Here is a 25,890-nt window from a genome sequence, read left to right on the forward strand (position 1 = left end):
AAAAAACCACCCCTCGGAAGGCGTGGCTATTGGAGTGATTGGAGCTAGTACCTAACAATGGATTTTTAAGGCGGAGGACAAGGGATCTTGTCTTTCAATCCCTAGTAAACACCGGGGTTAATCCGGTCATCCCCTTCGGTGAGTTCACTGCTGACTTCCGTCACCACAAAGTTATCGAGGTTAGCCTGCAAGCGAGCTTGCTGAGTTTCGCTCAGACCAGGAATATTAAGAACATCTTCAACCTTTTCGTAGGGAGCGTTTTTAATGATTTTGCTGGCTAGGTTAGGATAAAAACCCCGTAGGTCGCGGAAATCCCGGATATCACTATTGTTAAGATCAATTTTTTGGCCAAACTCAGTAGTTAGTTTCGCATCCACTGCATTGAGGGCCGCTAGGAGGGGCGTACCGGAGGTTAGGGGAAGGGCCTGGGCCAATTCACTGCCGATAAAACCAAAGAGGCTAACCACGAGGGTAATGAGCACAACAACACGGGATAGGGTTTTCATGGAGGTTCTCCTAAAAAGGTATCAAGTAAAAGAAAAAATGCCGGATGAATCGTCGAATTACGAATTTACGGACGCGATGGCGCAAAGTTATTTTAGATTGTAATGTTTTCGGGGAACGCTGACCAGAGTCAGGGCTAAGGATTGACTGGGTAGAATCCCTAGAGACCACCAAGGCCGTAGAAAGCTACCTCAGGGCCTAAAGCAAATCCTTTCGCTTGCCTAAAAATCCTTCCGTTAAGGGCTGGTTCACCGCCTGACCCACGAGGGGAAAGACTTCTCCAGCTCCTGCCGGGGAAACCGATCCCGGATGCTAAGCTATCGCTATACTATGCAGAACAAGCCATGCTGAGCTTCGATCAGGTCAGTAAGACCTATGGTTCATACCGTGCCCTAGACCAGGTGAGTTTTCAGCTCCAACCGGGAGAAATTTATGGCCTATTGGGGCCGAATGGTGCGGGAAAAACCACCATCATGAACTTGATTTGTCAGCTATTGGAACCAGACCATGGCCATATTACCCTTAACGGCCAACCTCTATCGACCCAGACAAAGCAGTGGCTAGGCATGGCCCCCCAAGAAAATATCCTGTATCGTAGTCTGACCTGTGAGCAGAACCTGAATTTTTTTGGTAAACTCTACGGCCTCGGGCCAAAATTACGCCAGCGTCGTACTCGTTTTTGCCTGCAGGCGGTGCATCTTCTTGACCGTGCCCAGGATTCTGTAGATACCCTGAGCGGGGGGATGCAACGGCGCCTGAACGTGGCCATTGCCCTGATGCACCGCCCCAAGCTCTTGATTCTTGATGAACCCACCACGGGACTAGATCTGGAAACGCGCCAGGCCCTGTGGCGATTAATTCAGTACCTGCAAGGGCAGGGGATGACTATTTTATTAACGACCCATCTGCTAGAAGAAGCGGAACACCTCTGCCATCGCCTCGGTATTCTCCAGCAGGGCCAATTGCGTTATGAAGGAAGCCTGGCAGACTTACGGGCCCTAATCCCAGCCCAGGAAATTTTGCTTCTGACGACTCCGGCGGAACAACAGGCCATTGCGCGAGCCCAGGCCTTGGGATGGCAACACCGTCGCTATGGCCAGGAGTTGGCTTTTTGGCTACCCCAGGCCCTGGAATTGCGAGAGATTTTGCCCCTATTGGACGCCATTCCTCTAGAGTCCGTCCGTCGCCAGGCGATTCAACTAGAACATATTTATTTGGAAATTCTTAATCCGCCTGGTTAGAAATCTTTGAGTCGAGAAGAGTGAGGAGCTTAAGGTCTGCGAACATAGCCCTGCTGGTAAAACCACTCCACGGCATCGGCCAGGGCTTGATCAATGCTTGATTGGGGTAGACCCAGTTCTTGGACGGCTCTACGAGCGTCGTAATACATGCTTTGGGCGGACATGCGCACGCCTTCAATGGGAACCGAAGGGGATCTACCGAAGGGGGCCAGCAGTTTTTCTTCAATCCAGGCCACGGTTAGGGGCAGCCAGAGAGGAACAGTAGTTCTGGGCGCCTCGTGACCTGTGATCTGGGCCAATTTCTCAAGGATTTCTTTCAGGCTCAGGTTTTGATGACCCAGAATATAGCGCTCTCCCGACTGACCGTGCTGATAGGCCAAGAGATGACCCCAGGCCACATCCCGCACATCGATCAGATTCAGACCGGTATCGACGTAGGCGGGCATCCGTCGTCGCAAAAAGCGGAGGATCAAGTCCCCCGTAGGAGTTGGTTTAACATCCCAAGGGCCAATAGGAGTACTGGGATTGACGATAACAATGTCTTGCCCGGCCTGAGCCGCTTGCTGGGCTTCCTGTTCAGCCCAATATTTGGATTGCTTATAGGCCCCGATCAGCCGCTCGACGGGACTCTGGTAGGTTTCATTCGCCGGTTGACCATCAGCTCGTACCCCAATGGCGGCCACAGAACTAGTATAAACGGTGCGTTGGATGCCGGCTTGGCGAGCACAGGCCAATAGATTGCGAGTGCCCAAGACGTTACTGCGATGGAGTTGGTCGCGGTCTTTTTGCCAGAGGGAATAATGGGCCGCCACATGGAACAGACCGGTACAACCCTGCATTTTTTGTGCCAACTGGGAATCATTAAGATCACCGGTGACCCATTCAATAGCTAGGCCGTGGAGATTACGGACAGAACTCTGAGGACGCACTAAGGCTCGTACTTGATGGCCCTGGTCTAATAACAAACGAATTAGGTTGGCCCCGACAAAGCCGGTTCCTCCAGTAACAAAAAAACGCTCTGCCATACTGACTGAATCAATCAACTCAATAAGCTTTCCCTGCTAAAGGTTGCGTACCATAGCATAATGCTAAATGAAATACTCAGACTGATTTTGTCAAGTTTCAGTAGCAAGTGTCTCTATGAAAACTTTTCCCTCTCCTGAAGTCTTGCGGCGCTTTCCCTTCGGACTAGCCGATGTTGCGGTCATGCTGGGTACTTTGGTTCTATTAACGTTGATTGGACGGATTGGGGCTGGAGCATTGGCCAGCTTTAAACCACCGGACATCGTACCAGCCATTGATCTCGACCCTCGTAGTTTACCCTACTATGCGGGACGGTCAACTCTACGCATGTTTATTGCGCTTTTTTTTTCTACCGTGTTCACACTGGCCTACGGGTACATTGCTGCCAATAGTCGTCGGGCGGCACGGGTAATGATTCCCCTATTGGATGTTTTGCAATCGGTTCCAGTTCTGGGTTTTTTGTCTATTACCGTGACGGGCTTTATTGCCTTATTTCCGGGGAGTTTGCTTGGCCTGGAAGCGGCTTCGATTTTTGCCATCTTCACTAGTCAGGTCTGGAATATGACCTTTTCGTTTTATCAATCTCTACGCATGGTTCCTCAGGAACTCAATGAAGCGGCTAACCTCTACCAATTATCCCGCTGGCAACGGTTTACTAAGCTAGAAGTTCCCTCCGCGACTATTGGGCTGTTATGGAATGCCATGATGAGTTTTGGAGGAGGATGGTTTTTTGTAGCAGCCAGTGAAGCCATTAGTGTATTAAACCAAGACTATACGTTGCCAGGGATTGGTTCGTATGTAGCAGAGGCGATTGCCAAAGAGAATTTAGCCGCCCTAGGCTGGGCTTTAGTCACCATCGCGACTGTTATTGTATTAGTTGATCAACTCTTTTGGCGGCCATTGATTGCCTGGTCTGATAAGTTTCGCCTAGAACAAAGCGCTTCAGCCGAAAACCCGGAATCCTGGGTCTATGATCTTCTGCAAACGGCCCGTATTCCCCGGATGCTCGGTAAAATGCTGGCCCCTATCCAGGAAAGCATTAACTATTTCCTGTCTCGCTTAACCCGAACCCAGTTCACCTTCACCCCAGACACTCCCCAACAACAGGGGGATCGCCTCTATAACTCAATTTTATGGGTGACCATTGGCTTTTTAATCGCCTGGGCCCTGCACTTCATCCTAGGTACAGTAGGCATTGGCGAAGTTTTTAAAACCTTTGGCTTAGGACTGCTTACCTTGGCGCGAGTCACCATCCTTCTGCTATTGGCAACCGTCATTTGGACGCCGATCGGGGTTGCCATCGGGTTTAACCCCAAGCTAGCAAGTACACTACAACCCATCGTCCAATTTCTAGCGTCCTTTCCGGCTAACTTCATTTTCCCCTTTGCCACCCTCTTTTTTCTCCGTACCCACATCAGCATTGAAGGGGGGAGTATCCTACTCATGGCCCTGGGGGCTCAATGGTATATTCTGTTTAACTCCATTGCTGGGGCTCAGAGTATTCCTACGGACTTGCGGGAAATGGCCAGCAATCTTGGCTTGCGAGGCTGGAAACACTGGCAAAAGTTAATTATTCCCGGTATTTTCTCGGCTTGGGTAACCGGAGGGGTAACGGCCAGTGGAGGAGCCTGGAACGCCAGCATCGTCTCCGAAATTGTTGCCTGGGGTTCAAGTACTCTAGCTGCAACGGGTCTAGGTGCCTATATTGCTGAAGCAACTACAGTGGGAGACTGGCCCCGTATTACCCTAGGCATCGGCATGATGAGTTTGTTTGTGGTTGGGCTCAATCGTCTGCTGTGGCGCCGGCTTTACCAATTGGCAGAAACCAAATATCATCTGTGATCTTTTCATCGAACTCATTTCCCTAGCCCTCCCCGCAGGCTTGATCGGCAAGGTAGGAAAGGGCACGAAATCGTAAAATCATCAGATCGTCGTAGAGAGGATTTAGCTTACACAAAGGGGGAATTACCATCACAACCTGCCCCCGCCAGTTAACGGTTCGAGCAAAGGGGCATTGGGCTGGAATCAAGTGACAAATCGCTTGGGCAATCACTGCATTGGGAATTTCCCATTGGCCGAGCCAGCGACGCATTGGAGACCATACCTCACCCCACCGCTGACGACGTTGACCGTTGCTTGGGGACAATGGATATTGAGGAAATGAATAATTGCTTAGGGTGTTCATCGCTGCAATGTATTGCTTGTTTCAAATCGATGTCCTTAGCATAAACATAATCTCCAGGAATATAAACACCTTTTTGATATAAATTTAGTTTATGAATGATAAGCAAGACTTAAGGGCTACTCCCGTCCTATCCTAAGGTGCGGTATGTTGAGGGAGATGGTGCGAACCCATGCTAAAAAGACACAATAGCAAGTCCCACAAGAAGTTGCGAGCCAACCGCTCATTTTTGTTAAAAACAATGTCCTATGGTAGCTAATATGGCTCAAGACATCCTGATTGCAGTTGAGAATGTTCACAAACGCTTTCCGTTGCCCGACGGGAAAGAGGAATTCACCGTCTTAAAGGGGGTCAGCTTAACGGTTAAGGCGGGCGAGGTGCTGGCCCTGCTAGGACGTAGCGGTAGTGGTAAAAGTACATTGTTGCGCATCATGGCCGGATTAATTCCACCGAGTCAGGGTCGAGTCTTGAGCGAGGGAAAACCCCTGCGGGGAGCCAACGACAAAGTAGCCATGGTGTTCCAAAATTTTGCCCTGTTACCTTGGCTTACTGTTCAAGAGAATGTGGAATTAGGACTAGAAGCTAGGGGAATTCGGCGAGAACAACGCCGGCAACGGGCTCTCAAAGCCATTGATATTGTGGGCTTGGATGGGTTTGAGAGTGCCTATCCCAAGGAATTATCAGGAGGCATGAAGCAAAGGGTGGGCTTTGCTCGTGCCTTTGTGCTAGAACCCCAAGCTTTATTTATGGATGAGCCCTTTAGCGCATTAGATGTTTTAACTTCTGAAAACCTACGGGGGGAAATTGACGATCTTTGGAATGCGAAAATGTTTCCCTCCCAAAGTATTCTGATCGTCACTCATAATATTGAAGAAGCCGTCTTTCTGGCTGATCGTGTGATCATTTTAGGCTCCAATCCAGGACACATCCGAGGGGAAGTCGTGATTGACCTACCACGCCCCCACGACCGAAACCATCCTCGCTTTGCAGCTCTGGTTGATTATATCTACACCGTGATGACTAATCCTGAAATTAAGGTGACTAGCCAAGTATCTACTCAGTACGAACCAGAGACTATTTCAGTTACTTCTTCCCCCTACGCTAAGGCGTTACCCCACGTTCGTGTTGGAGGAATTAGTGGTTTATTAGAACTCATTGTCGATCAGCCAAAAGGAACTGATGATATTCCTCGATTAGCGGATCGTCTTCAGCTTGCAGTCGATGACCTTCTACCTAGTTTGGATGCTGCTGTCCTTTTGGGATTTGCAGAAGTAGCCCAAGGCGATGTACGGCTCACTGAAATAGGGCAAGACTTTGCGACAACCACTATTCTGCGCAGTAAAGATCTCTTTCGGCAGCAAGCCCTAACGCATGTTTCTGTTCTAAATAGTATTGTCCAAACTCTACGAGAAAAGCGAAACAGTTCCATGCGAGCAGACTTTTTTTTAGACCTCTGGGGTGAGCATTTTCCGCAGGAGGAAGCAGAACGCCAGTTTGCAACGGCCGTAGACTGGGGACGTTATGCTGAGTTATTTGAGTATGATGCCAGTGAAGATCGCCTCTATCTCCCAGAGGTAAAAACAGAAACCCTAGTTGAATGTTGAATAGGAAGAAAAATGGTTAAATATTGGCACTGGCAATCAGGGCAAAAGGCGTTAAAATGAGCCGGAAATCCCAATCAATGAGGGATACAGCGTTCCCTTGTCCGGGAGAAACCATGGACTCTTGTGTCTCCAGTTCTGAATCCATTACTTTTGTTCCTCTAGCGCATCATGGGGCGGCCCCCATGGGAGTTACGATTCGTTGTGCCAAGCTCCAGGATATTCAAGGCCTGACGGAGGTCTTACTGCAAAGCTTTCACCCGCCTCGGCGTTGGTCAGCCTGGTTTCACCCCCTCCTGCGGTTGGGCATTTACGAAGATTTGCGTTCTCGTCTGCGGGCTTCCTCCCCTCACTACACCTGTCTGATTGCCCTCAGGGCCCCCGACGAAGAAATCATTGGTACTGCTGAGATTTCCCTACGGGGTTGGTTCTATCCCCAGGCTCGTACCGGCTATATTTCTAATTTGGCAGTGAGCCCGGCCCACCGTCGTCATGGCGTTGCCCGTCAGCTATTGCTCAAATGTGAGCAGGTTGCCAGGGATTGGAACTGTCATACGCTGGCCCTCCATGTTCTTGACAACAATCACAGTGCCAAGTCCCTGTATGATGATTTGGGTTATCAGACCCAGGGGACGGATTTTCAGTGGCCCACCGGACTGTTTCATTGGCCCCGGCGCTTGCTCCTAGAAAAATCCCTTGCGGTCTAGCTCAGTCTCGTCTAGTTATCCTCAAAGTCGTCAAACATTAAATCCCGGTGACGAGTGCCTACGGGCCAGTCTTCATTAACGCCCCCAATAATCATTTGCTTGATCGCCACATACTCCTGACTCAGTTGGTGCAGGGCATTGATCAAAATATCGAGGGCAATTAAATCACTTGTACCCAGATCAAACCAACACCGGCCCCAGGCACCTTGGTACTGAAAATCCGCCATATTGTGCATCGGGGCCATTAGGCTATTCTCTAAAGCTGCGTTATCGTACTCCAAATAACTGATTTCAATACCCGTGTCCTGTACTTGAAGATTTTCGGCATTAAAGGCGCTCAGTTTGCCCAGATAGAACCAGGAATTAAACACCTCTTCGACGTATTGTTGTTCCATGGCTGAGGGGACAGCTTCAAACTCCAGCCAGATCCAGAGGTCAAAGGGGTTAAATTCTCGAAATTGAATATCCATGGGCAGGGAAACAGAAAGGACAGAAGCGATGATGAAGAGAGGAAGCTACAGGGCCGGATGATTCCATTTCCAGAGGCTACTGGAGACCCAATTGGTGACAATATGGGCCAGGACAGGAACGGCTAAATTGCCCGTCACCAGGGCCGCATAACCCAGGGCAAGGCCTACGATAGTGGCCCACACCACATAGGGCCATTGTTGCAGACTACTCAGATGCAAAACCCCAAAAACCAAACTGGAAAGGAGCACGGCTCCAAGGTTGAGGCCTAGGGCCGGTAGCATGATCCCTCGAAATAGCAATTCTTCACTCAGGCCAGGCAGGAGGCCTAACCACAGCAGGTCAGGCCAGGCTAGGGGCTTAATCACCAATTCCAGGTAGCTATCGGCACTCTGACGGTAAGCAGGCCAGCAACGATAGACTACACCACTGGCTAGCACAATACCTAGGGCAAGGGCCAGACCCTGGAGGGCCGCCGGGACAGTAAATTGCCAAGACAGCAAAGGAATGTCTCCAAAATGTTGCCAGAGCTTGGCCACTCCCAACAGCACAACCGCCGTGATGGCCATCACCCCCAGAATTTGGGTACGGGTCAGGGGGTCAAAATTGGAATGGTTAGAGGGTGTCACAGAGTTAGCTTAGGTGCTGGAGAGAAGGGAAATGGGGATGGAAGCAGTCAAGGTTTAATCCGGCCCGATGGGCCACCAGTACCCCCACTGCCTCTAGATAAGAGTTTACCCTAAGGGCTGAAATGCCTAGGGCCTCAGGGGAGACTTGCAGTTGGGTAGTATTATTTTCGACAGCAATTATCAAGGTCGAACGATGGCCCCAACTCAGGGTAGCACTGCCGCCACAGGCACTGGCTGGCACAATCAAGGCCTGGACATCCTGTTGCCAGAGACTGGCCGGGGTTGGATGCGCGGTAAATTGGGGAGCACGGCTCAGGCCCACTAGCACGCAGGGTAAAAAAGTATAGCCAATTTCTTCCGCCGAAGCTCTGGGGGAAATAGTGGGGTCGAGGGGGAGGGGGGCCAGGGCAGGGGCATGGGCGCAGGGAATCTGGAATTGTCGCACAATCAAGTGGGAAATCACTGCTTCGGCGCCCGAGAGGGGATCCACTCCCGAACCATGGCGATATTGATTCAGCACCGTCGCATCCACATCATCGGGAAAACGGGCCACAACAGCAATGGCTTCGGCCTTCGCTTCCCGGATGAGGCATTCAGCGGCGCGGAGTAAACTTCCTGGATTGCCAATGGTGCCCCAACTGCTCCCTGAATCGGAGGTGCGTAATTCGACCTTCAGAGGGCTATCGGTGATCACATAGTCAGTCAAATTTAGGCCTAGGGTGGCCCTGGTCGCCTCTGCCACCTGGAGATGACGGTAACGCAGGTCATCCTCAATACCCTGGTCAAAAATTAGGCCTACACGATTCCCTCGACTGGGGGCCAGGCCCCAATGGCCTTTAGCAAACTGGTCGAGGGCATAGCCTTCCACGTAGAGTACATTGGCAATGGGCCAATAAAGCTGGGCCCCATTCATCACGTTGGGATGGGTGATCAAATGGTCGCAGACCTGACTCAAGGCCCGAGCAATGGGCAGGGCATCCCCCGCAAATCCCCCTAGGGCCGCCCCAATACCCGTGGGAATAATTAAGGCAACGTTGTAACTCACCGCAGCGACTGGTCTAGGCTGAGGGGGTCGTAACCACGGCTTCAACGGTGGCAGTTTGGTCTTCTGGGTCAACGGCGGTGATCGCCCAACGAAGGGGTTCTCCCCGCTTAGCCAACTCGGCTTCAATGGCCTGCTGGAGTTGGAGAGGATTTTCCTGGAGGTTAATTTCAGCGGTAATGAAATGAGTGGTCATGGCCTTGCCTGTGCTAAAAAAATCGCTAAGTCTAGTCTACGGCCAAGGGCCCCTTCCTACTTGAGGCGGCCCGAACGCAGAATGCTGATCACCAGCCACAGGCCCAGTAGGCTCGCAGCCGAAAATAAGACATTGGCTACAATTTCCCACTGCTGACTATTGGCCCCAGTAGAAATAATCGCCGCCCCAATAATCAAGGCCCCCACCACGACGCTAAAGGAAAGCCGATTAGCCGATTGCTCCAAGCTACGGCGGATAGGGTCGAGTTCCTGGAGGCGGAGATTCCATTGCAAGGTTTCTGTGGTTAAGCGGTCTAGAAAGACTTCAATCTGGCGGGGTGTCCGCAGGGAGATGGATTTCAGGTCAAGAATCGTGCGGAGGGTGGTCTGGAGCGGGGTTGTGCCCACTAACTGGCGTCGGAAGAGGTCGGCCATCAGGGGCTTAATTTCGGCAAAGAGATTGAGGTCGGGGTTAAAGCGGCGGCCGGCCCCCTCAAGGTTAGCGAGACATTTAGCGTAAAGACCCAGGCTAGCTGGTACTTTGAGACGATTGGCCCGAGCAATCTGCAAAACTTCATAAACCACTTCACTAAAGTTAAATTCCGCTAGGCTCAGGTCGTAATATTTGCGGAGCATCCCTTCGTAGTCGAGACGGAGTTTTTCTAAATTCGTGCGATTGACGGCCACGGATAATTCCAGGGTGAGCTGGCTACAACGCTGGGCATCGAGATCCACAATGGCTAGAAGCATTTCCGTCAGTAGCTGTTGAGTCCGCGGGTCTAGGCGACCGATCATGCCACAATCAATCAGGGCAATGCGGCCATCCTCCAGATAGAAAAGATTGCCAGGATGGGGGTCGGCGTGGAAAAAGCCATCAATGTACAACTGCTGGAAAAAGACCCGAAAGAGCAGGGTGGTGATCTGTTTTTTGCGATCGCTTTCCCCGCCTTTCAGGGCCGGTTGGGATAAATCGGCCTCCAGAATCGGACGGCCCGGTAACCATTGCAAGACCAGTAATTGCTCAGAGGTTAGTTCCCAATAAACCTGGGGAATGACCAGTTGCTGAGGGTCAAACCAGGTACTCTGGGCCAGGTTGCGGCGGAGGGTATCGGTATAGCGGGCCTCCGTCATGAAATTGAGTTCCGCCTGTACCGTCTGAGTAAATTCCTCCGCCAGTTTCACCACATCGTAGATTTGGCCAAATTCTGTCAGGCCCACCAGTTCAGCAATGGCCTTGATCAACAGGGCATCCTGATTGACAACGGTCTCAATGCCTGGCCGACGCACTTTCAGGGCCACCTCAACCCCCGAGAGCAGGGTGGCCCGATGCACCTGGCCGATGGAACCCGCGGCAATGGCCTGGGGTTGAATGGTTTGAAAAATTTGTTCTAGGGGCCGGGAAAACTGTTGGCGCAACTGGCCTTCGATGGCTGGCCAAGCAACAGCCGGTACATTGGCCTGGAGGGCCGTCAGGGCCTCAATGTAGGCCGGGGGCAGGAGGTCGGGGCGAGTGCTGAGCAATTGCCCTAGTTTGACGAAGAAGGGGCCCAATTCCACCAGAATTTTACGAAGAACTTCCGGGGGCGGGATCTGGGGTTCATCGGCCTTACCCCCCGTGAGCAGACTCCGCATATAGTCCCAGCCATTGCCCAAAACAATTTCCAGAATTTCCCGTTGACGAGCGGTGGACTGCGTGAGGGAGAACATAAGAGTTAGAGCAGGGACTGATAGGTGTCGTCCTGGGCAAGACGCTTCAGCACGGTTTTAATGGCCTGGGTTTGGTCTTTCCGGGCCACCAGGGTAACATTCCCGTCCCGGACAATCACCAGGTCTTCCAGTCCGAGGGTGACGACTACTTCCCCTGGGTCACTGGCATAGACAATACAGCCCTGGCTTTCCTGGGCGACATGATTGGCCACATTGACGTTGGCCCCCTGGGCCGGCAAGAGACGTTCCAGGGCATTCCAATCTCCCAGATCATCCCAGCCAAAGTTCACCGGCAAAACGTAGGCTCGTTGGGTTTTTTCCATCAGGGCGTAGTCAATACTAATTTTCTCTAAGCTACCGTAGGCTTCAACCCCCTGCTCCCGCAGGGCCTGGAGTAATTGAGGGGCATGGCGTTCTAGTTCTGCCAAGACAACTCCGGCCCGGAAAAAAAACATACCGCTGTTCCAACTGTAACGCCCACTTTTGATAAAAGCCTCGGCTGTGCTTAGATCCGGTTTTTCTGTAAATCGACTGACGGGGTAAACCAACAGGCCTACAGACTTGCTGGGAACCAGGCCCTGTTCAATGTAGCCATAGCCGGTGGCGGGGTGAGTCGGCTGAATTCCCAGGGTGACGATCGCCTCGGTTTGCTGAGCAAAGTCAATAGCAGCGGTCAAAGTCTGCTCAAAGGCCCCTTGATCTCCAATCCAATGATCCGCAGGAAAAAAGCCTAGAACCGCCTCGTCACCGTAGCGTTTAGCCACTTCTAAACTAGCCCAGGCTACTGCTGGGGCCGTATCCCGACCTTCCGGTTCAATCAACAGGTTATCATCGGGCAACTGGGGTAATTGTTCCCGGATACCCGAGGCAATGGGGGCCGCCGTAATCACCCACAGATTGGGCCAGCCTCCCGCTAGGGCCAGTAAACGCTGGGCTGTTGCCTGGAGGAGGCTAATGCCCGTTCCATCCAAACAGAGAAATTGTTTCGGACGGTGGCGACGACTCAGGGGCCAGAAACGTTCTCCCTTACCCCCCGCCAGAATTACGGGAACGAAGTTTGCTGTCATACAATCTCAAGGCACTGAATAGGTAAAGCCTTGATGTTAAGATACCCCAAGAATTCCCCTTACTGGCTGACAGCAAGCCAACTCCCTAGACGTTTATGGTTAAATTTCCTGCTTATTGGCTTTGTATCAGCAATTTATTGCTGTTTTCTGGCGTTTTAATTCCGAGTGCTTCAGCTCAGAACTTCCCGCTTTCTTTACTGCAAGCCCAGGCCAAACCTAGCCCTGCCTTGCCGCCGGCGATTGATGATGAAGACCCGAATGAGCTACGTCCCCTAGGTCAGAGCAACACTATTTTGAGCATTAAAGGGGGCCAGAAATTAATGGAAGAGGCCAACCAGGCCATTAATAGCGAGAAATACGCCTTAGCCCAAGAGAAACTTCAGCAGGCCCGTAAAATCTTTAACCAACTCTCTAACCTCCACCTGCAACTCGCCAACAGTTTTCAAGGCATTAATCCTGCCGTATTTGAAGAACAGCGCAATGATGCCCTCAAAAGCGGCCAACTCCGGGACGAAGCCACCTACCGTTTAGCCCTGGTACACCGAGCGGCCAATGAACCGGAATTAGCGGTACCTCTGCTGATTCAAATCATCCGTTCCCAAAACCCCAGCACGGAATTGGGCAGAAAATCCTATCAACAACTCTACGAGTTAGGCTTTGTCGCCACGCCCTTTGCACTCCCGAATAAAACGAACCCCACCCCACCCTCTACGCCTAAATAATGCCCTGCGCAACCGCCTGAAAACCCGGTTATGGGTAAACTGTTAGCTATGCTATTCTCTCTTTGCATTGAAAAATAACTATGATAAGTCTTGAACAAGTTAAGGATATGATCCAGTCTCAACTCCCCGACGCTGAAGTCTGGGTCAAGGATCTCGGCGGTGGCGATCACCTAGAGGCCGTCGTTGTTTCTACAGCCTTTGTGGGACAAAGTCGAGTTAAACAACATCAGATGGTCTATGTTGCTCTGCAGGCGGCCTTAGCCAGTGAAGCAATTCATGCTCTGGCCCTGAAGACCTTTACTCCCGATGCCTGGGCCGAAGCAGGGCAACCCATTTAGAGAAAATGGCCCCGATGGCCTCAAAGCATCTCCTAAAATGATGGTGGTGTTCCACCCTTATCTATCCACTGATCTACTAAACCGAATGATGACGCCAGAACTGACCCCCGATGTACAAGCTCGCATTGATGCCTTGGTTAAGCAACATAAAATCATGGTGTTTATGAAGGGAACAAAACTCATGCCCCAGTGTGGCTTTTCTAATAATGTTGTCCAGATTTTAAATGTCCTGGGAGTCCCCTTTGAAACTGTTAACGTCCTGGACGACTACGAGATTCGCCAAGGCATTAAGGAGTACTCCAATTGGCCGACCATTCCCCAGGTGTATATTAACGGCGAATTTGTGGGCGGCTCCGATATCCTGATTGAACTCTACCAAAATGGAGAACTCCAACAGATGGTAGAAGTGGCCCTGGCCTCTTAAGCCTTTACCTGCAACTTTCTCAGGAAATCGGTCTATGATGGGAAAAATCTTGCTATTCCCAGATTAGCCCCATGACTCATACCAAAATTGGCATTATTGGTGGTAGCGGCCTCTATCAGATGGAGGCCCTGCAATCGATACGAAAAGTCCACCTGGAAACCCCCTTTGGGGCGCCCTCCGATGCCATGATTCTGGGAGAACTCGATGGTGTCCCCGTCGCCTTTTTAGCTCGCCATGGCCAAGGACATCACCTGACGCCCACGGAAATTCCCTTCCGGGCTAATATCCATGCCTTTAAACAACTCGGAGTTGAGTATTTAATTTCGGCCTCCGCGGTCGGTTCCCTAACGGCCAACGTCAAGCCCTTAGATATCGTTATTCCCGATCAATTTATTGACCGTACCCGTCATCGCGTCTCCAGTTTTTTTGGGGAAGGCATTGTGGCCCACATTGCCTTTGGCCATCCCGTTTGTAAAAATTTAGCCAAGGTATTGGTCGAAGCCATCGAAAGCCTGACTCTGCCGGGCATTGATCTTCATACCGAGGGAACTTATGTCTGCATGGAAGGGCCAGCCTTTTCCACCTTAGCCGAGTCTGAGTTATATCGTAGTTGGGGAGGAACTGTGATTGGGATGACGAATTTACCCGAAGCAAAGCTAGCCCGCGAAGCGGAAATTGCCTACGCAACCTTGGCCCTGGTGACGGACTACGATTGTTGGCACCCCGACCATGAGCACGTTACTGTCGATATGGTGATTGGAAATCTCCAGCACAATGCCCAAAACGCCCAAAAAATTATCCAAGAGGCTGTGAAACGTTTAGCGGCGAATCCGCCCAGTTCCTCGGCGCATCAAGCCCTACGGAATGCTATTCTAACCCCGCTGGCCCAGGCGCCTGCCGCGACCAAGAAGCGATTGGCATTGCTACTCCAAAAATACCTATAGCGCCGAAGAACTATCTAAAGTAAAAAGCCTAGATGTAAAAACTAGGCTTTTTTGAGAAGATATTAAGTTGTGGAATAAGGAATCTTGGCATAGAGCTATTGTGCCGTGGGGCAACCCCCAGAGTATCGTCGCCGCTGTCACGTTTCACAACCGAGTTCGGGATGGGGTCGGAGTGGTGCCATGACGCTAAATACACCAAGAAAGACGGTTGGGTCTAACAAAGAGAGACCCTCAAGACTGCATAGAAAAGAGAAAGAATGTTGAGGTCAAGCCCTCGGTCTGTTAGTACTCCTCGACTTCGCATGTTACCACACTTCCATCTAGAGCCTATTAACGGGTGGTCTTCCCGTGACCTTACTGGCTTATGCCATGAGAGTACTCATCTTGAGGTGGGCTTCCCACTTAGATGCTTTCAGCGGTTATCCACTCCGCACTTGGCTACCCAGCGTTTACCGTTGGCACGATAACTGGTACACCAGCGGTGCGTCCTTCCCGGTCCTCTCGTACTAAGGAAGGCTCCTCTCAATACTCTTACGCCTACACCGGATATGGACCGAACTGTCTCACGACGTTCTGAACCCAGCTCACGTACCGCTTTAATGGGCGAACAGCCCAACCCTTGGGACGTACTACCGCCCCAGGTTGCGATGAGCCGACATCGAGGTGCCAAACCTCCGCGTCGATGTGAACTCTTGGCGGAGATCAGCCTGTTATCCCTAGAGTAACTTTTATCCGTTGAGCGACGGCCCTTCCACTCAGTGCCGTCGGATCACTAAAGCCGACTTTCGTCCCTGTTTGACTTGTCAGTCTCACAGTCAAGCTCCCTTCTGCTTTTACACTCTACGGCTGATTTCCAACCAGCCTGAAGGAACCTTTGCGCGCCTCCGTTACCTTTTAGGAGGCGACCGCCCCAGTCAAACTGCCCACCTGAAATTGTCCTCTTCCCGGATCACGGGAATGAGTTAGAATTCTAGCCTCACCAGAGTGGTATCTCACCGTTGACTCCATCATCCCCACAAGGATGACTTCTTAGTCTCCCACCTATCCTGCGCAAGCAAAGCCCGAACCCAATTCCAAGCTACAGTAAAGCTTCATAGGGTCTTTCTGTCCAGGTGCAGGGAGTCCGTATCTTCACAGACAATCCTATTTCGCCGAGTCTCTCTCCGAGACAGTGCCCAGATCGTTACGCCTTTCGTGCGGGTCGGAACTTACCCGACAAGGAATTTCGCTACCTTAGGACCGTTATAGTTACGGCCGCCGTTCACCGGGGCTTCGGTCGCTAGCTTCATCCGAAGACTAACCAACTTCCTTAACCTTCCGGCACTGGGCAGGCGTCAGCCCCCATACTGCGTCTTACGACTTTGCGGAGACCTGTGTTTTTGGTAAACAGTCGCCTGGGCCTATTCACTGCGACCTGCTTTCGCAGGCACCCCTTCTCCCGAAGTTACGGGGTCATTTTGCCGAGTTCCTTAGAGAGAGTTATCTCGCGCCCCTCGGTATTCTCTACCTTCCTACCTGTGTCGGTTTCGGGTACAGGTAACTGCAAATTAACGTAGTCCGGGCTTTTCTTGGAAGCTTGACATCATGCACTTCGTCTCCGTAGAGACTCCCCATCACACCTCCGCTCAGAGCGTTTCCACCGCTCCTCATCGCCTCGAATGCTTGGACTAGTAACCATCATCTAGCTGCATTAGCCTTCTCCGTCCCCCGCTACAATTTACAATCAGTACGGTAATATTGAACCGTTGTCCATCGACTACGCCTCTCGGCCTCGCCTTAGGTCCTGACTAACCCTCCGCGGACGAGCCTTCCGGAGGAACCCTTAGGATTTCGGGGTATGTGATTCTCACACATATTTTCGCTACTCAAGCCGACATTCTCACTTCTGTGCTGTCCACACCTGCTTGCCGCTAGTGCTTCACCCTACACAGAACGCTCCCCTACCACTCACATCTGAGTCCACAGCTTCGGTACATCACTTAGCCCCGTTCATTTTCGGCGCAGGAGCGCTTGACCAGTGAGCTATTACGCACTCTTTTAAGGATTGCTGCTTCTAGGCAAACCTCCTGGTTGTCTATGCACTCCCACCTCCTTTCTCACTTAGTGATGATTTGGGGACCTTAGCTGGTGGTCTGGGCTGTTTCCCTCTTGACGATGAAGCTTATCCCCCACCGTCTTACTGGTTGTTTCTTCCTGGGTATTCTTAGTTTGCCTCACTTTGGTACAGCTCTCGCCGCCCGCAGCGAAACAGTGCTTTACCCCCCAGGTTGACTTTACAACCGCTGCGCCTAAACACATTTCGGGGAGAACCAGCTAGCTCCGGGTTCGATTGGCATTTCACCCCTAACCACAGCTCATCCGCTAATTTTTCAACATTAGTCGGTTCGGACCTCCACTTGGTATTACCCAAGCTTCATCCTGGCCATGGTTAGATCACCCGGGTTCGGGTCTACAAATTGTGACTATCGCCCTCTTCAGGCTCGCTTTCACTTTGGCTTCAGTGCATAACACCTTAACCTGCCACAACCTGTAAGTCGCCGGCTCATTCTTCAACAGGCACACGGTCAGCCGTTTAATCAGCCTTCCATTGCTTGTAGGCTAACGGTTTCATGTTCTATTTCACTCCCCTCGCCGGGGTTCTTTTCACCTTTCCCTCGCGGTACTTTTCGCTATCGGTCACACAGTAGTATTTAGCCTTACCAGGTGGTCCTGGCTGATTCAATCGGAATTCCACGAGTTCCAACCTACTCGGGATTCAGCTAGGCTGTTTTGACTTTCGACTACAGGACTTTCACCTCCTTTGGTGCAGTTTTCAGCTGCTTCGTCTAATCTCTACAGTCCACGTTGCTGTCCCACTACCCCAATCTTCGTAAAGATTGGTTTAGGCTTTTCCCCTTTCGCTCGCCGCTACTTAGAGAATCACTTTTTGTTTTCTTTTCCTCTGGCTACTAAGATGTTTCAGTTCACCAGGTTCGCTCTTTCCCGCCTATTTTATTCAGCGGGCAGTATGCTGGGTTTCCCCATTCGGACACCTCCGGATCAGTGCTTGCTTCCAGCTCCCCGAAGCGTTTCGTCGGTTGCTACGTCCTTCATCGCCTCTGTGTGCCAAGGTATCCACCGTTAGCCCTTTGTAGCTTGACCATTTCTTAGGATTGCTATTCTTGCGAATAACTTTCCCTGCTTTCTCTTTTCGATATGCAGTTTTCAAGGTTCTCACTGGATTTTCATCCAGCATTCCCTCTAATTCCTCTCTCGATTCCTTAGATAGGATGCCGAATCTTTTCCACTTTCTAGGCTTTACGCTAGTTAGGTGGGCCATTCTGGACTTGAACCAGAGACCTCACCCTTATCAGGGGTGCGCTCTAACCAGCTGAGCTAATAGCCCTCGCCCTTTCCCAGCACCTAGCTATAGTTTGAAAGAATTTTTACCTTTTCTGTTAGCCCTTCGGCTAACCCCTTGCTCGACCTTTCGGTTGACCAATCTTCTCTCTATTTACTGATTGCTTTCGAGATGAAGTGGGTAAGGTCTCCCTTAAAGGAGGTGATCCAGCCACACCTTCCGGTACGGCTACCTTGTTACGACTTCACCCCAGTCACTAGCCCTGCCTTAGGCGTCCTCCTCCTAAAAGGTTGGAGTAACGACTTCGGGCGTGACCAGCTCCCATGGTGTGACGGGCGGTGTGTACAAGGCCCGGGAACGAATTCACCGCAGTATGCTGACCTGCGATTACTAGCGATTCCTCCTTCATGCAGGCGAGTTGCAGCCTGCAATCTGAACTGAGGCCGGGTTTGCTGGGATTCGCTTGACCTCGCGGTTTTGCTGCCCGTTGTCCCGACCATTGTAGTACGTGTGTAGCCCAAGACGTAAGGGGCATGATGACTTGACGTCGTCCACACCTTCCTCCGGTTTGTCACCGGCAGTCTCTCTAGAGTGCCCAACTTAATGCTGGCAACTAAAAACGTGGGTTGCGCTCGTTGCGGGACTTAACCCAACATCTCACGACACGAGCTGACGACAGCCATGCACCACCTGTCTCCTGGTTCCCGAAGGCACCCCCAACTTTCGCTGGGGTTCCAGGGATGTCAAGTCTTGGTAAGGTTCTTCGCGTTGCATCGAATTAAACCACATACTCCACCGCTTGTGCGGGCCCCCGTCAATTCCTTTGAGTTTCACACTTGCGTGCGTACTCCCCAGGCGGGATACTTAACGCGTTAGCTTCGGCACGGCTCGGGTCGATACAAGCCACGCCTAGTATCCATCGTTTACGGCTAGGACTACAGGGGTATCTAATCCCTTTCGCTACCCTAGCTTTCGTCCCTCAGTGTCAGTTTCGGCCCAGTAGCGCGCTTTCGCCACCGATGTTCTTCCCAATATCTACGCATTTCACCGCTACACTGGGAATTCCCGCTACCCCTACCGAACTCTAGTCACACAGTTTCCACCGCCTTTATGGGGTTAAGCCCCACTCTTTGACGGCAGACTTGTATCACCACCTACGGACGCTTTACGCCCAATAATTCCGGATAACGCTTGCATCCTCCGTATTACCGCGGCTGCTGGCACGGAGTTAGCCGATGCTTATTCCTAGGGTACCGTCAGAACTTCTTCCCCTAGAAAAGAGGTTTACAATCCAAAGACCTTCCTCCCTCACGCGGTATTGCTCCGTCAGGCTTTCGCCCATTGCGGAAAATTCCCCACTGCTGCCTCCCGTAGGAGTCTGGGCCGTGTCTCAGTCCCAGTGTGGCTGCTCATCCTCTCAGACCAGCTACTGATCGTCGCCTTGGTAGTCCCTTACACCACCAACTAGCTAATCAGACGCGAGCCCATCTTCTGGCAATAAATCTTTCACCTCTCGGCACATTGGGTATTAGCAGTCGTTTCCAACTGTTATCCCCATCCAGAAGGTAGGTTCTCACGCGTTACTCACCCGTCCGCCACTATCACCGAAGTGACCGTTCGACTTGCATGTGTTAGGCATACCGCCAGCGTTCATCCTGAGCCAGGATCAAACTCTCCATTGTTTTTTTCTTCAAAAAAACCAACTTGTGAGTTCTCTTGGCTTCTTTTGCTTGCTAATTCCTTGACTCTGAGTTATACTCTTTGCCAAGCAACTAGACTTCTTTGTTTAGTTACTTGAATAACAAGGGTCTGGTTTACTTCTTTCAAACTATTGATTTTTCTAGGTTCGGGGCGCGTTTCGCTTTCGCTCTCAACCGCGCTTAGCTATCATAACTAACACCCCAACCAAAAGTCAACCCCCTTCACTCATCTTTTTTCCATTCTTCCCTAAAATCCCTTCGCAGTAAGCGTTACAGCTTTTGAGATGGATGATTTAGTGCCTTGGATTTCCCAGCAGTTATCTGTTTATCCCCAAGCTTTGACTTCCCTGCGACGGCTATCTATCCCCGCGTCCGATCACGTCGCGCTAATTCTAGAAGTTGATCCGCCTCAGGCCTTGGAGGTATGGCAACGGCTATACGCAGGGGTTGAGCAGACACAGTATTATCCAGTAATCACGGAGAGTTGGGGAGAGGAGGATTTCTTTTCTCGTTTTTACTACCAGGAGGAGAAAAGTCAAGGAAGATTAGCCGATGTTAGTCCCAGGGCCATCATTGCACAGGCCGATGGGCAGTCCAGGGAATCCTACTTGCGGGAGCGGAGACAAGCGGAGACAGAGTATTTGGAAACGTCAGTTGCCGATGCCTTAGAACTGACCCGGCGGCGGTACGGCCAAAGTCCAGATCCGTCTGAAGTAACAGCATTGATTGATCAAGGACAGATACAGTCTAGAGTTGACCTAGAACAGTGGCTATGGCAATGGGAACAGGATGCTTTTGAAGTGTCACGAGTGATGGCCCCCGATTACCTCGACTATTTGGACTGGTTTAGTAGCTCGAGTCCATTGACACCGGTACTTTTGTTACCGACCCCCAATAGCTGGGACACCTTGGCCTATCTCCACTGGTATGGGGCTTGCACCTGTGGCACCTCCATGGCGATTCGTTTTTTAGAGCACTGGTATCGGCAATACGGTGCAGAACTGGTTTGCCATTACGGTACGATGCTTCAGTTCCGGGTTAAACGTCGCCCCCAGTCTCCAACAGCGGCCTTTCAACTGGCCTGGGAACAGGAAGCTTTGGCCCCTTGTACAACGCTTTTACCTGGCGTTTCCTTAAGGGATCACGCTCGGGCTTTGATGACGGTAGACCATTGGTTTCTTCACGAACGGCCTTGAAAAGGCCCTTTGGGCGGTTGTCTGGACGCTGGCGAACAGTCCCCGGCATACAACTTGTCTCTAAAGCTTGGTCTTGAGTCAGACTAATATTCAGGGTTTCCCTCTCAAAAGGGGACTAAGTAAAAGACTTAGACCAACTAGGCCAAAATAACTTTTTCCTTTGTGGAAGCGGCTGTTTCCAGAGGAGAGCGGAAATTATCCGAAGATGAGGGCCGGCTATCCTGACCAGACCGTGGTAGAGCGCTATCAGCCTCTTCTTCCAGGCTGTTATTGACGCTCAAACGCTCACAGGGAATTATATCCGACAGTATGGAACTAGCCATCATACCAGAGTGAATTTCGAGTTGAGCTTGAGGGAGGGCCTCAAAGACTAAACGCTGACCCGGAAACACGACTCGCTCGAAATACCAATTTTCAATGTTAGTAATGCGGGCGATCTGAATTTGGCTAGTGGCATTCACATAACAGCACAATAACGAAGCTTTTTGATCTTGGGGGAGCGGGTCGAGAATCTGAGACATGGGAGATTAGGCGGTTTATTAAACAATATTTTCATGACCCTCCTAAGCTAGCATTGGCTGATCCCCATTGGCTGTAAAGATAATTACAATCAATTCTTTTGACTGCCTCCGCAGAAAGAGGAAAATCTATCTCTGGAGAATTAAAGCTTTAAAACACACTCTTTTTGCTTCATTTTTGTATTTTTAGGCTCTTTTTGCAGCTTACTGTATCTTCCTCTGTGTGTGAAGATGCCTGGGAGCAAGCCGGAAATTCTTCAAAAATTTAAGATATATTACAATTGTTAATGGAAAAATTCCCTCCGCTCCTTCGTCATTCTGGCCATGGCTCAGCGCATTCTCTACGTCCGTCTTCCTTGCAATCCCATCTTTCCCATTGGCGTTGTTTACCTAGCCGATCATGTCCATAAGCAATTTCCGGCCCTGGAGCAACGCATTTTTGATCTAGGAACGGTTCCCCCCCTTGACTTTAACACCGCTCTAGACCAGTGCATTGACGAGTTCCGCCCTACTTTGCTCGTTTTTTCCTGGCGAGATATCCAAATTTACGCCCCTGTTGGTGGCCGGGGGGGCAACCCCCTCCAAAATGCCTTTGAATTTTACTACGCAAAAAACCCCCTGATTAAGCTACGGGGGGCCCTGGGGGGGCTGAAGGTGACAAGTGCGTACTATGGTGAACTATGGCGAAACCTGGGACTCATTCGTCGAGGTTTACAGCGGGCCCGGCGCTACGATCCCCAAACCCAGGTCATTGTTGGCGGTGGCGCAGTTAGTGTTTTCTACGAACAATTAAAAACCCAGTTACCCAAGGGCACCATTGTTTCAGTGGGTGAAGGCGAAACCCTACTGGAAAAACTACTTAGGAATCAGGATTTTTCTGGGGAGCGGTGCTATGTGGTGGGGGAACAGACTCCCCGTGCTCGCCTGATTCACGAAGAACCAACGCCTTTTGTCAAAACGGCCTGCAACTACGACTACATCAGCCAGATTTGGCCGGCCTTTGATTACTATCTCCAAAGCAATGATTTTTACATTGGGGTGCAGACGAAACGGGGCTGTCCCCACAATTGTTGCTACTGTGTCTACACGGTGGTGGAAGGAAAGCAGGTACGGGTTAATCCTGCGGAGGAAGTGGTGAAGGAAATGCGCCAGCTATACGAACGGGGCATTCGCAATTTTTGGTTTACCGATGCCCAGTTTATCCCGGCCAAAAAATTTATGGCAGATGTGGAGGAACTCCTGGAAGCGATTCTGGCCTCGGGAATGAAAGATATTCACTGGGCCGCCTATATCCGTGCGGATAACCTCACGCCGCGTCTCTGTGACCAGATGGTGCAAACCGGGATGAATTATTTTGAAATTGGGATCACTAGCGGCTCCCAGTCCCTGGTGCGGAAAATGCGGATGGGCTACAATCTCCGCACCGTGTTACAGAATTGCCGTGACCTCAGGAGCGCCGGTTTCCAAGACCTGGTTTCCGTGAATTATTCCTTCAATGTCATTGATGAAAGCTTTGAGACCATTCGTCAAACCATTGCCTATCACCGAGAGTTAGAACGAATTTTTGGAGCGGATAAGGTCGAACCGGCTATCTTTTTCATTGGCCTGCAACCCCATACCCACTTAGAAGAGTACGCCTTGGCTAACGACATTTTAAAGCCGGGCTACAACCCGATGAGCCTCATGCCTTGGACCGCCAAGAAACTCCTCTGGAATCCCGAACCCCTGGGCTCCTTCTTTGGAGAAGTCTGTTTAGCGGCCTGGCGCAGTAATCCCAATGATTTTGGCCGGGAAGTTTTAGCTATTCTAGAAGCTCGCTTGGGTGTTGCCGATCTGGAAGCGGCCCTGAGTGCGCCCATTGAAGGCCCTATGCCTCAACCGGTTCTGGCCCAACGCTAGGCCAATACAGTCATATTTACAATAGAGTCACGATGACAGAGGCTAGTAGATACTGTTACGACGATCCAAGAGATCCGTCAGACAGTCTACTTGGGGTTTAAGGCTATCAAGTTGACTCTGGAGGGGTTGCAAAATTCTTTCGTAAAGTTGTACTTTTGCTTGTACTTGGGCCACGTCTTGTTCTAGTTGACGCAGGCGTTGTTCCTCCCGCTCTAGAGTTTGGTGTTTTTGTTTGTGGTCTTGTTCCAGGTGCTGAACCATTCCTTGAATATGGGAGAGGCTGTCCCGTAGGCTTTGCAGATGAGCTTCTAGTTTGTTGCGTTCTTCCACCAATTTTGTTTTACGGCCCTCGAGCTGAGCAATGGCAGGATCCAGATTAATATTGGGAAGCATATTTTCGAGATCGACAATGCCCTGGCGACGACGCAGAACGCGCAAGTGTTGAATGAGGATATCTTGGCGTTCTTTAAGGTTGCGACGTTGGCCGACCAAAGTTTCATCGAGCATACGTTTCCGTTCCTGCTCTTCGGCTAGTTCCTCTTCAACGGTAAGACGCTCGTAGTCATCGGCCTGAGCTAATTTGGCCTGGAGTTCATCCACCGTCTCGCACTGCATTGTCAACTCTTCTTCCTGATCATTGACAAAGCGAACAATTTTATCTAGGTCCGATTGTAACTGCTTAACCAACTCCTCCAACTCACCCAAGGGAATTTGTTCTAGGTGTTGAAGATCAATTTTGCTCTCTCCTCCTTCGACGCTCCCCGTTGCTAGGCGATAGAGAGTTGCTTGTAGGGCTTCCACGGATTGAATTTCCGTATTCCAATGGCTGAGCAATTGTTGTTGATTGCTAAGAACATTCTGCTCAAGGATGAGTTGTAATTTAGCTTTTTCCAGCTCGTCATCGGCTGTACTCAGCTCTTGATGGTGTAGCGCTAAAATCTCACGACCTTGGTGAAGTTCCCCCTCTTGCTTAGCCAGTTGTTGGCGGCACTGGTCTAACTCCTGCCAGCAACTATTAAAACGTTCTTGATGTTGCTGGGTGAACTGCTGGGACTGGGAGAGGGCCTGATACAGACGAGGAAATACATCAGGACTAACAGTGAGGCGCTGTAGTAGGGATTGGAGTTGTTCTAAATACTCGGGTTGGGTCTGGAGTAGGGGGCCAAAACTCCGTTGGAGGGATTGGAGATTTTCTCGTTCACTTTCTAGACGATTCCAGGCCTGCTCTACTTCGTACTTTTGTCGCTCAACTTGGGTTAGTTCAACTTCTTTTTCTTCCGCCTCTGCTTCCCGGGCCTCAATTTCCATTTCCCGCCGGGACAGTTCTTGACTTTGATAGGTCAGGGATTGCTTCCAACGCTCGATCTCATCCTGCTGGTCTTTCAATTTTTCCGATAAGCGGGAAAGCTTTTGCAGTTGACGGACTAACTCTGGGGCGGCAACATCTGGCCGGCCCTGGAGTTGACGATTGTTGGTTAAATTGAGAACCCATAGCGTTCCTTCATTGGCTGCCTCCATCTCCTCTGTGGCAAAAATTTCTTCGCTGGGGAGGGCACTCCAGGTCTGGTCGCTGTGTTGACAGGCAAGGAGCTTAAGATCGGTTTTAATACCCCCAAGAAAGTTGCGATTTTGCTTTTTGACTTCTGCTAAATACAGCACGAGATGCAATCCTGATAGGTCGAGCAGGTGGGCTAATAACCATATACATCATAACAGGGTGGTAATGAACAAGGGATGGGATAAGTTTCGTTTACGCTGGTCTTTCAGGCCCTCCTAGCGCTAGGTGCCAAAAGCCTACCAGAGTAAGGGTTATGTAGAGAGTTCTCTAGTTTCAATTGTCCCGAACAGGATCAAACCTCGCCAAAACTATCTGGGAGGTCTGACAGAAGCTCAAGTCAAATTGTTGTTACTCTAGAAAACCCCACTTGGATCGGCCACAAACTGGGCCAGGGCCGTTTCGGCGGCATAGAAAGACGCACTAGTATCACCAAAGGGTTTTAACCAATTGCGACCAAAGACCTCATTGGCCGGGGTAAAGGTGGCCTGGCGTTCTAGGGGCGTATCGATGGCATTGCTTATCAAATGTTCTGTAGGATAACGATGTCGTCATCTTGGGCCCCCAGCGCAATTTCCAAGGCAAACTGCGCCAACGATAAACCATTTTTGACAGCGTTGCTCCAAAAGGCCAAACCCCCTGGGTCAGCATTATGGTTAAAGGAGAACTGGAAGACTTGATTCATTTTCTGCTCTAGGCTCAATCCGGCTAAGAGATGATTGGCCTCACTAGAGTTTTCAAAAGCGTTGACAATGCTATTGCCGGCCCCGGCCTCACTGCCAGTTAGCATCTCCCAGGCGAGGACTGTAGCTGGCGTTATTACTGGCGAATACACTATTCCCAAAGGTCAGGCCGCTGGGGTCACTGGGCCGTCCATAGTAGGTGACG

General features: G+C 50.9%; 23 protein-coding genes, 1 tRNA gene and 3 rRNA genes. 10 read left to right on the plus strand and 17 right to left on the minus strand.

The genetic code is table 11. From position 1 onward, the window contains the following. Positions 1–101: 101 nt before the first annotated feature. Positions 102–506: a photosystem II complex extrinsic protein PsbU gene (psbU, locus tag ABXS88_RS07615; protein WP_353674581.1), complete on the minus strand. Its 405-nt coding sequence runs from the start codon at positions 504–506 to the stop codon at positions 102–104. A gap of 342 nt (positions 507–848) precedes the next feature. On the opposite strand from psbU, the gene ABXS88_RS07620 reads away from it, so the two are divergent. Then, positions 849–1,745: an ABC transporter ATP-binding protein gene (locus ABXS88_RS07620; RefSeq protein ID WP_353674582.1), complete on the plus strand. Its 897-nt coding sequence runs from the start codon at positions 849–851 to the stop codon at positions 1,743–1,745. Positions 1,746–1,774: 29 nt separating this feature from the next. Here ABXS88_RS07620 and hpnA read toward each other — a convergent pair whose 3' ends face one another. Further along, positions 1,775–2,770, minus strand: a complete 996-nt coding sequence (hpnA, locus tag ABXS88_RS07625) for a hopanoid-associated sugar epimerase (RefSeq protein ID WP_353674583.1) — start codon at positions 2,768–2,770, stop codon at positions 1,775–1,777. 115 nt (positions 2,771–2,885) lie between these two features. Between hpnA and ABXS88_RS07630 the strand changes: the two genes are divergently transcribed. Beyond that, entirely contained in the window at positions 2,886–4,610 is a 1,725-nt protein-coding gene (locus ABXS88_RS07630) for an ABC transporter permease subunit (protein ID WP_353674584.1), read from the plus strand. 22 nt (positions 4,611–4,632) lie between these two features. Here ABXS88_RS07630 and ABXS88_RS07635 read toward each other — a convergent pair whose 3' ends face one another. After that, entirely contained in the window at positions 4,633–4,914 is a 282-nt protein-coding gene (locus ABXS88_RS07635) for a Mo-dependent nitrogenase C-terminal domain-containing protein (RefSeq protein WP_353674585.1), read from the minus strand. Between the two features lie 284 nt (positions 4,915–5,198). On the opposite strand from ABXS88_RS07635, the gene ABXS88_RS07640 reads away from it, so the two are divergent. Further along, complete coding sequence (locus ABXS88_RS07640) at positions 5,199–6,554, plus strand: nitrate/sulfonate/bicarbonate ABC transporter ATP-binding protein (protein WP_353674586.1); 1,356 nt, start codon at positions 5,199–5,201, stop codon at positions 6,552–6,554. Between the two features lie 113 nt (positions 6,555–6,667). Beyond that, the gene (locus ABXS88_RS07645; protein WP_353674587.1) at positions 6,668–7,258 is read left to right on the plus strand and encodes a GNAT family N-acetyltransferase; all 591 of its coding nucleotides are present in this window, start codon (positions 6,668–6,670) and stop codon (positions 7,256–7,258) included. A gap of 11 nt (positions 7,259–7,269) precedes the next feature. Here the strand turns inward: ABXS88_RS07645 and ABXS88_RS07650 are convergent, their stop codons facing one another. Genes ABXS88_RS07650 through ABXS88_RS07675 form a run of 6 tightly spaced genes read right to left on the minus strand, consistent with a single transcriptional unit; the run spans position 7,270 to position 12,366 of the window. After that, positions 7,270–7,728, minus strand: a complete 459-nt coding sequence (locus tag ABXS88_RS07650) for a DUF3531 family protein (protein WP_353674588.1) — start codon at positions 7,726–7,728, stop codon at positions 7,270–7,272. Positions 7,729–7,773: 45 nt separating this feature from the next. Further along, positions 7,774–8,355 (minus strand): CPBP family intramembrane glutamic endopeptidase, encoded by a 582-nt coding sequence (locus ABXS88_RS07655; RefSeq protein ID WP_353674589.1) that lies wholly within the window; start codon positions 8,353–8,355, stop codon positions 7,774–7,776. Between the two features lie 4 nt (positions 8,356–8,359). Next, positions 8,360–9,400 carry a DUF3326 domain-containing protein gene (locus ABXS88_RS07660; protein ID WP_353674590.1) on the minus strand — a complete coding sequence of 347 codons (1,041 nt, stop codon included), beginning with the start codon at positions 9,398–9,400 and terminating at the stop codon, positions 8,360–8,362. Positions 9,401–9,413: 13 nt separating this feature from the next. Beyond that, positions 9,414–9,593, minus strand: a complete 180-nt coding sequence (locus tag ABXS88_RS07665; RefSeq protein WP_353674591.1) for a hypothetical protein — start codon at positions 9,591–9,593, stop codon at positions 9,414–9,416. 56 nt (positions 9,594–9,649) lie between these two features. Next, on the minus strand, positions 9,650–11,299 hold the full coding sequence (locus tag ABXS88_RS07670) for an AarF/ABC1/UbiB kinase family protein (RefSeq protein WP_353674592.1): 1,650 nt from the start codon (positions 11,297–11,299) through the stop codon (positions 9,650–9,652). A 5-nt stretch (positions 11,300–11,304) separates the two neighbouring features. Next, positions 11,305–12,366: a mannose-1-phosphate guanylyltransferase gene (locus ABXS88_RS07675; RefSeq protein WP_353674593.1), complete on the minus strand. Its 1,062-nt coding sequence runs from the start codon at positions 12,364–12,366 to the stop codon at positions 11,305–11,307. A 95-nt stretch (positions 12,367–12,461) separates the two neighbouring features. Here ABXS88_RS07675 and ABXS88_RS07680 point away from each other — a divergent pair, with 95 nt between their 5' ends. The 4 genes from ABXS88_RS07680 (at position 12,462) to ABXS88_RS07695 (ending at position 14,794) form a co-directional block, all read left to right on the plus strand. Further along, positions 12,462–13,088 carry a hypothetical protein gene (locus ABXS88_RS07680; RefSeq protein ID WP_353674594.1) on the plus strand — a complete coding sequence of 209 codons (627 nt, stop codon included), beginning with the start codon at positions 12,462–12,464 and terminating at the stop codon, positions 13,086–13,088. Positions 13,089–13,168: 80 nt separating this feature from the next. After that, positions 13,169–13,426, plus strand: a complete 258-nt coding sequence (locus tag ABXS88_RS07685) for a BolA/IbaG family iron-sulfur metabolism protein (protein ID WP_353674595.1) — start codon at positions 13,169–13,171, stop codon at positions 13,424–13,426. A gap of 100 nt (positions 13,427–13,526) precedes the next feature. Continuing rightward, a complete protein-coding gene (grxD, locus tag ABXS88_RS07690; protein WP_353674794.1) occupies positions 13,527–13,850 on the plus strand; it encodes a Grx4 family monothiol glutaredoxin in 324 nt (107 codons plus the stop codon). A gap of 71 nt (positions 13,851–13,921) precedes the next feature. Beyond that, a complete protein-coding gene (locus tag ABXS88_RS07695) occupies positions 13,922–14,794 on the plus strand; it encodes an S-methyl-5'-thioadenosine phosphorylase (RefSeq protein ID WP_353674596.1) in 873 nt (290 codons plus the stop codon). 82 nt (positions 14,795–14,876) lie between these two features. Here ABXS88_RS07695 and rrf read toward each other — a convergent pair. From rrf to ABXS88_RS07715, 4 genes are all read right to left on the minus strand, one after another. Beyond that, positions 14,877–14,994: ribosomal RNA gene (gene rrf, locus ABXS88_RS07700) — 5S ribosomal RNA — on the minus strand. 62 nt (positions 14,995–15,056) lie between these two features. Continuing rightward, a 23S ribosomal RNA gene (locus ABXS88_RS07705) occupies positions 15,057–17,935 on the minus strand. A 170-nt stretch (positions 17,936–18,105) separates the two neighbouring features. Continuing rightward, positions 18,106–18,179: transfer RNA gene (locus ABXS88_RS07710), tRNA-Ile, on the minus strand. Between the two features lie 149 nt (positions 18,180–18,328). After that, positions 18,329–19,816: ribosomal RNA gene (locus ABXS88_RS07715) — 16S ribosomal RNA — on the minus strand. Together the 16S, 23S and 5S rRNA genes with 1 tRNA gene alongside form the textbook arrangement of a ribosomal RNA operon. A 302-nt stretch (positions 19,817–20,118) precedes the next feature. Here ABXS88_RS07715 and ABXS88_RS07720 point away from each other — a divergent pair. After that, entirely contained in the window at positions 20,119–21,030 is a 912-nt protein-coding gene (locus ABXS88_RS07720; RefSeq protein WP_353674597.1) for a DUF4253 domain-containing protein, read from the plus strand. A 137-nt stretch (positions 21,031–21,167) separates the two neighbouring features. On the opposite strand, the gene ABXS88_RS07725 is transcribed toward ABXS88_RS07720, so the two are convergent. Continuing rightward, complete coding sequence (locus ABXS88_RS07725; protein ID WP_353674598.1) at positions 21,168–21,551, minus strand: DUF1830 domain-containing protein; 384 nt, start codon at positions 21,549–21,551, stop codon at positions 21,168–21,170. Positions 21,552–21,872: 321 nt separating this feature from the next. Between ABXS88_RS07725 and ABXS88_RS07730 the strand changes: the two genes are divergently transcribed. Next, positions 21,873–23,447 (plus strand): photosystem II high light acclimation radical SAM protein, encoded by a 1,575-nt coding sequence (locus ABXS88_RS07730; protein WP_353674599.1) that lies wholly within the window; start codon positions 21,873–21,875, stop codon positions 23,445–23,447. A gap of 42 nt (positions 23,448–23,489) precedes the next feature. On the opposite strand, the gene hmpF is transcribed toward ABXS88_RS07730, so the two are convergent. From hmpF to ABXS88_RS07745, 3 genes are all read right to left on the minus strand, one after another. After that, entirely contained in the window at positions 23,490–25,106 is a 1,617-nt protein-coding gene (gene hmpF, locus ABXS88_RS07735) for a pilus motility taxis protein HmpF (RefSeq protein WP_353674600.1), read from the minus strand. Between the two features lie 252 nt (positions 25,107–25,358). Beyond that, positions 25,359–25,529 carry a hypothetical protein gene (locus ABXS88_RS07740; RefSeq protein ID WP_353674601.1) on the minus strand — a complete coding sequence of 57 codons (171 nt, stop codon included), beginning with the start codon at positions 25,527–25,529 and terminating at the stop codon, positions 25,359–25,361. After that, the gene (locus tag ABXS88_RS07745) at positions 25,526–25,792 is read right to left on the minus strand and encodes a hypothetical protein (RefSeq protein ID WP_353674602.1); all 267 of its coding nucleotides are present in this window, start codon (positions 25,790–25,792) and stop codon (positions 25,526–25,528) included. The genes ABXS88_RS07740 and ABXS88_RS07745 overlap by 4 nt, the downstream gene beginning before the upstream one ends. Between the last annotated feature and the right edge of the window lie 98 nt (positions 25,793–25,890).

Source organism: Synechocystis sp. LKSZ1, assembly GCF_040436315.1.
In the GTDB taxonomy this organism is placed as follows: domain Bacteria; phylum Cyanobacteriota; class Cyanobacteriia; order Cyanobacteriales; family Microcystaceae; genus Synechocystis.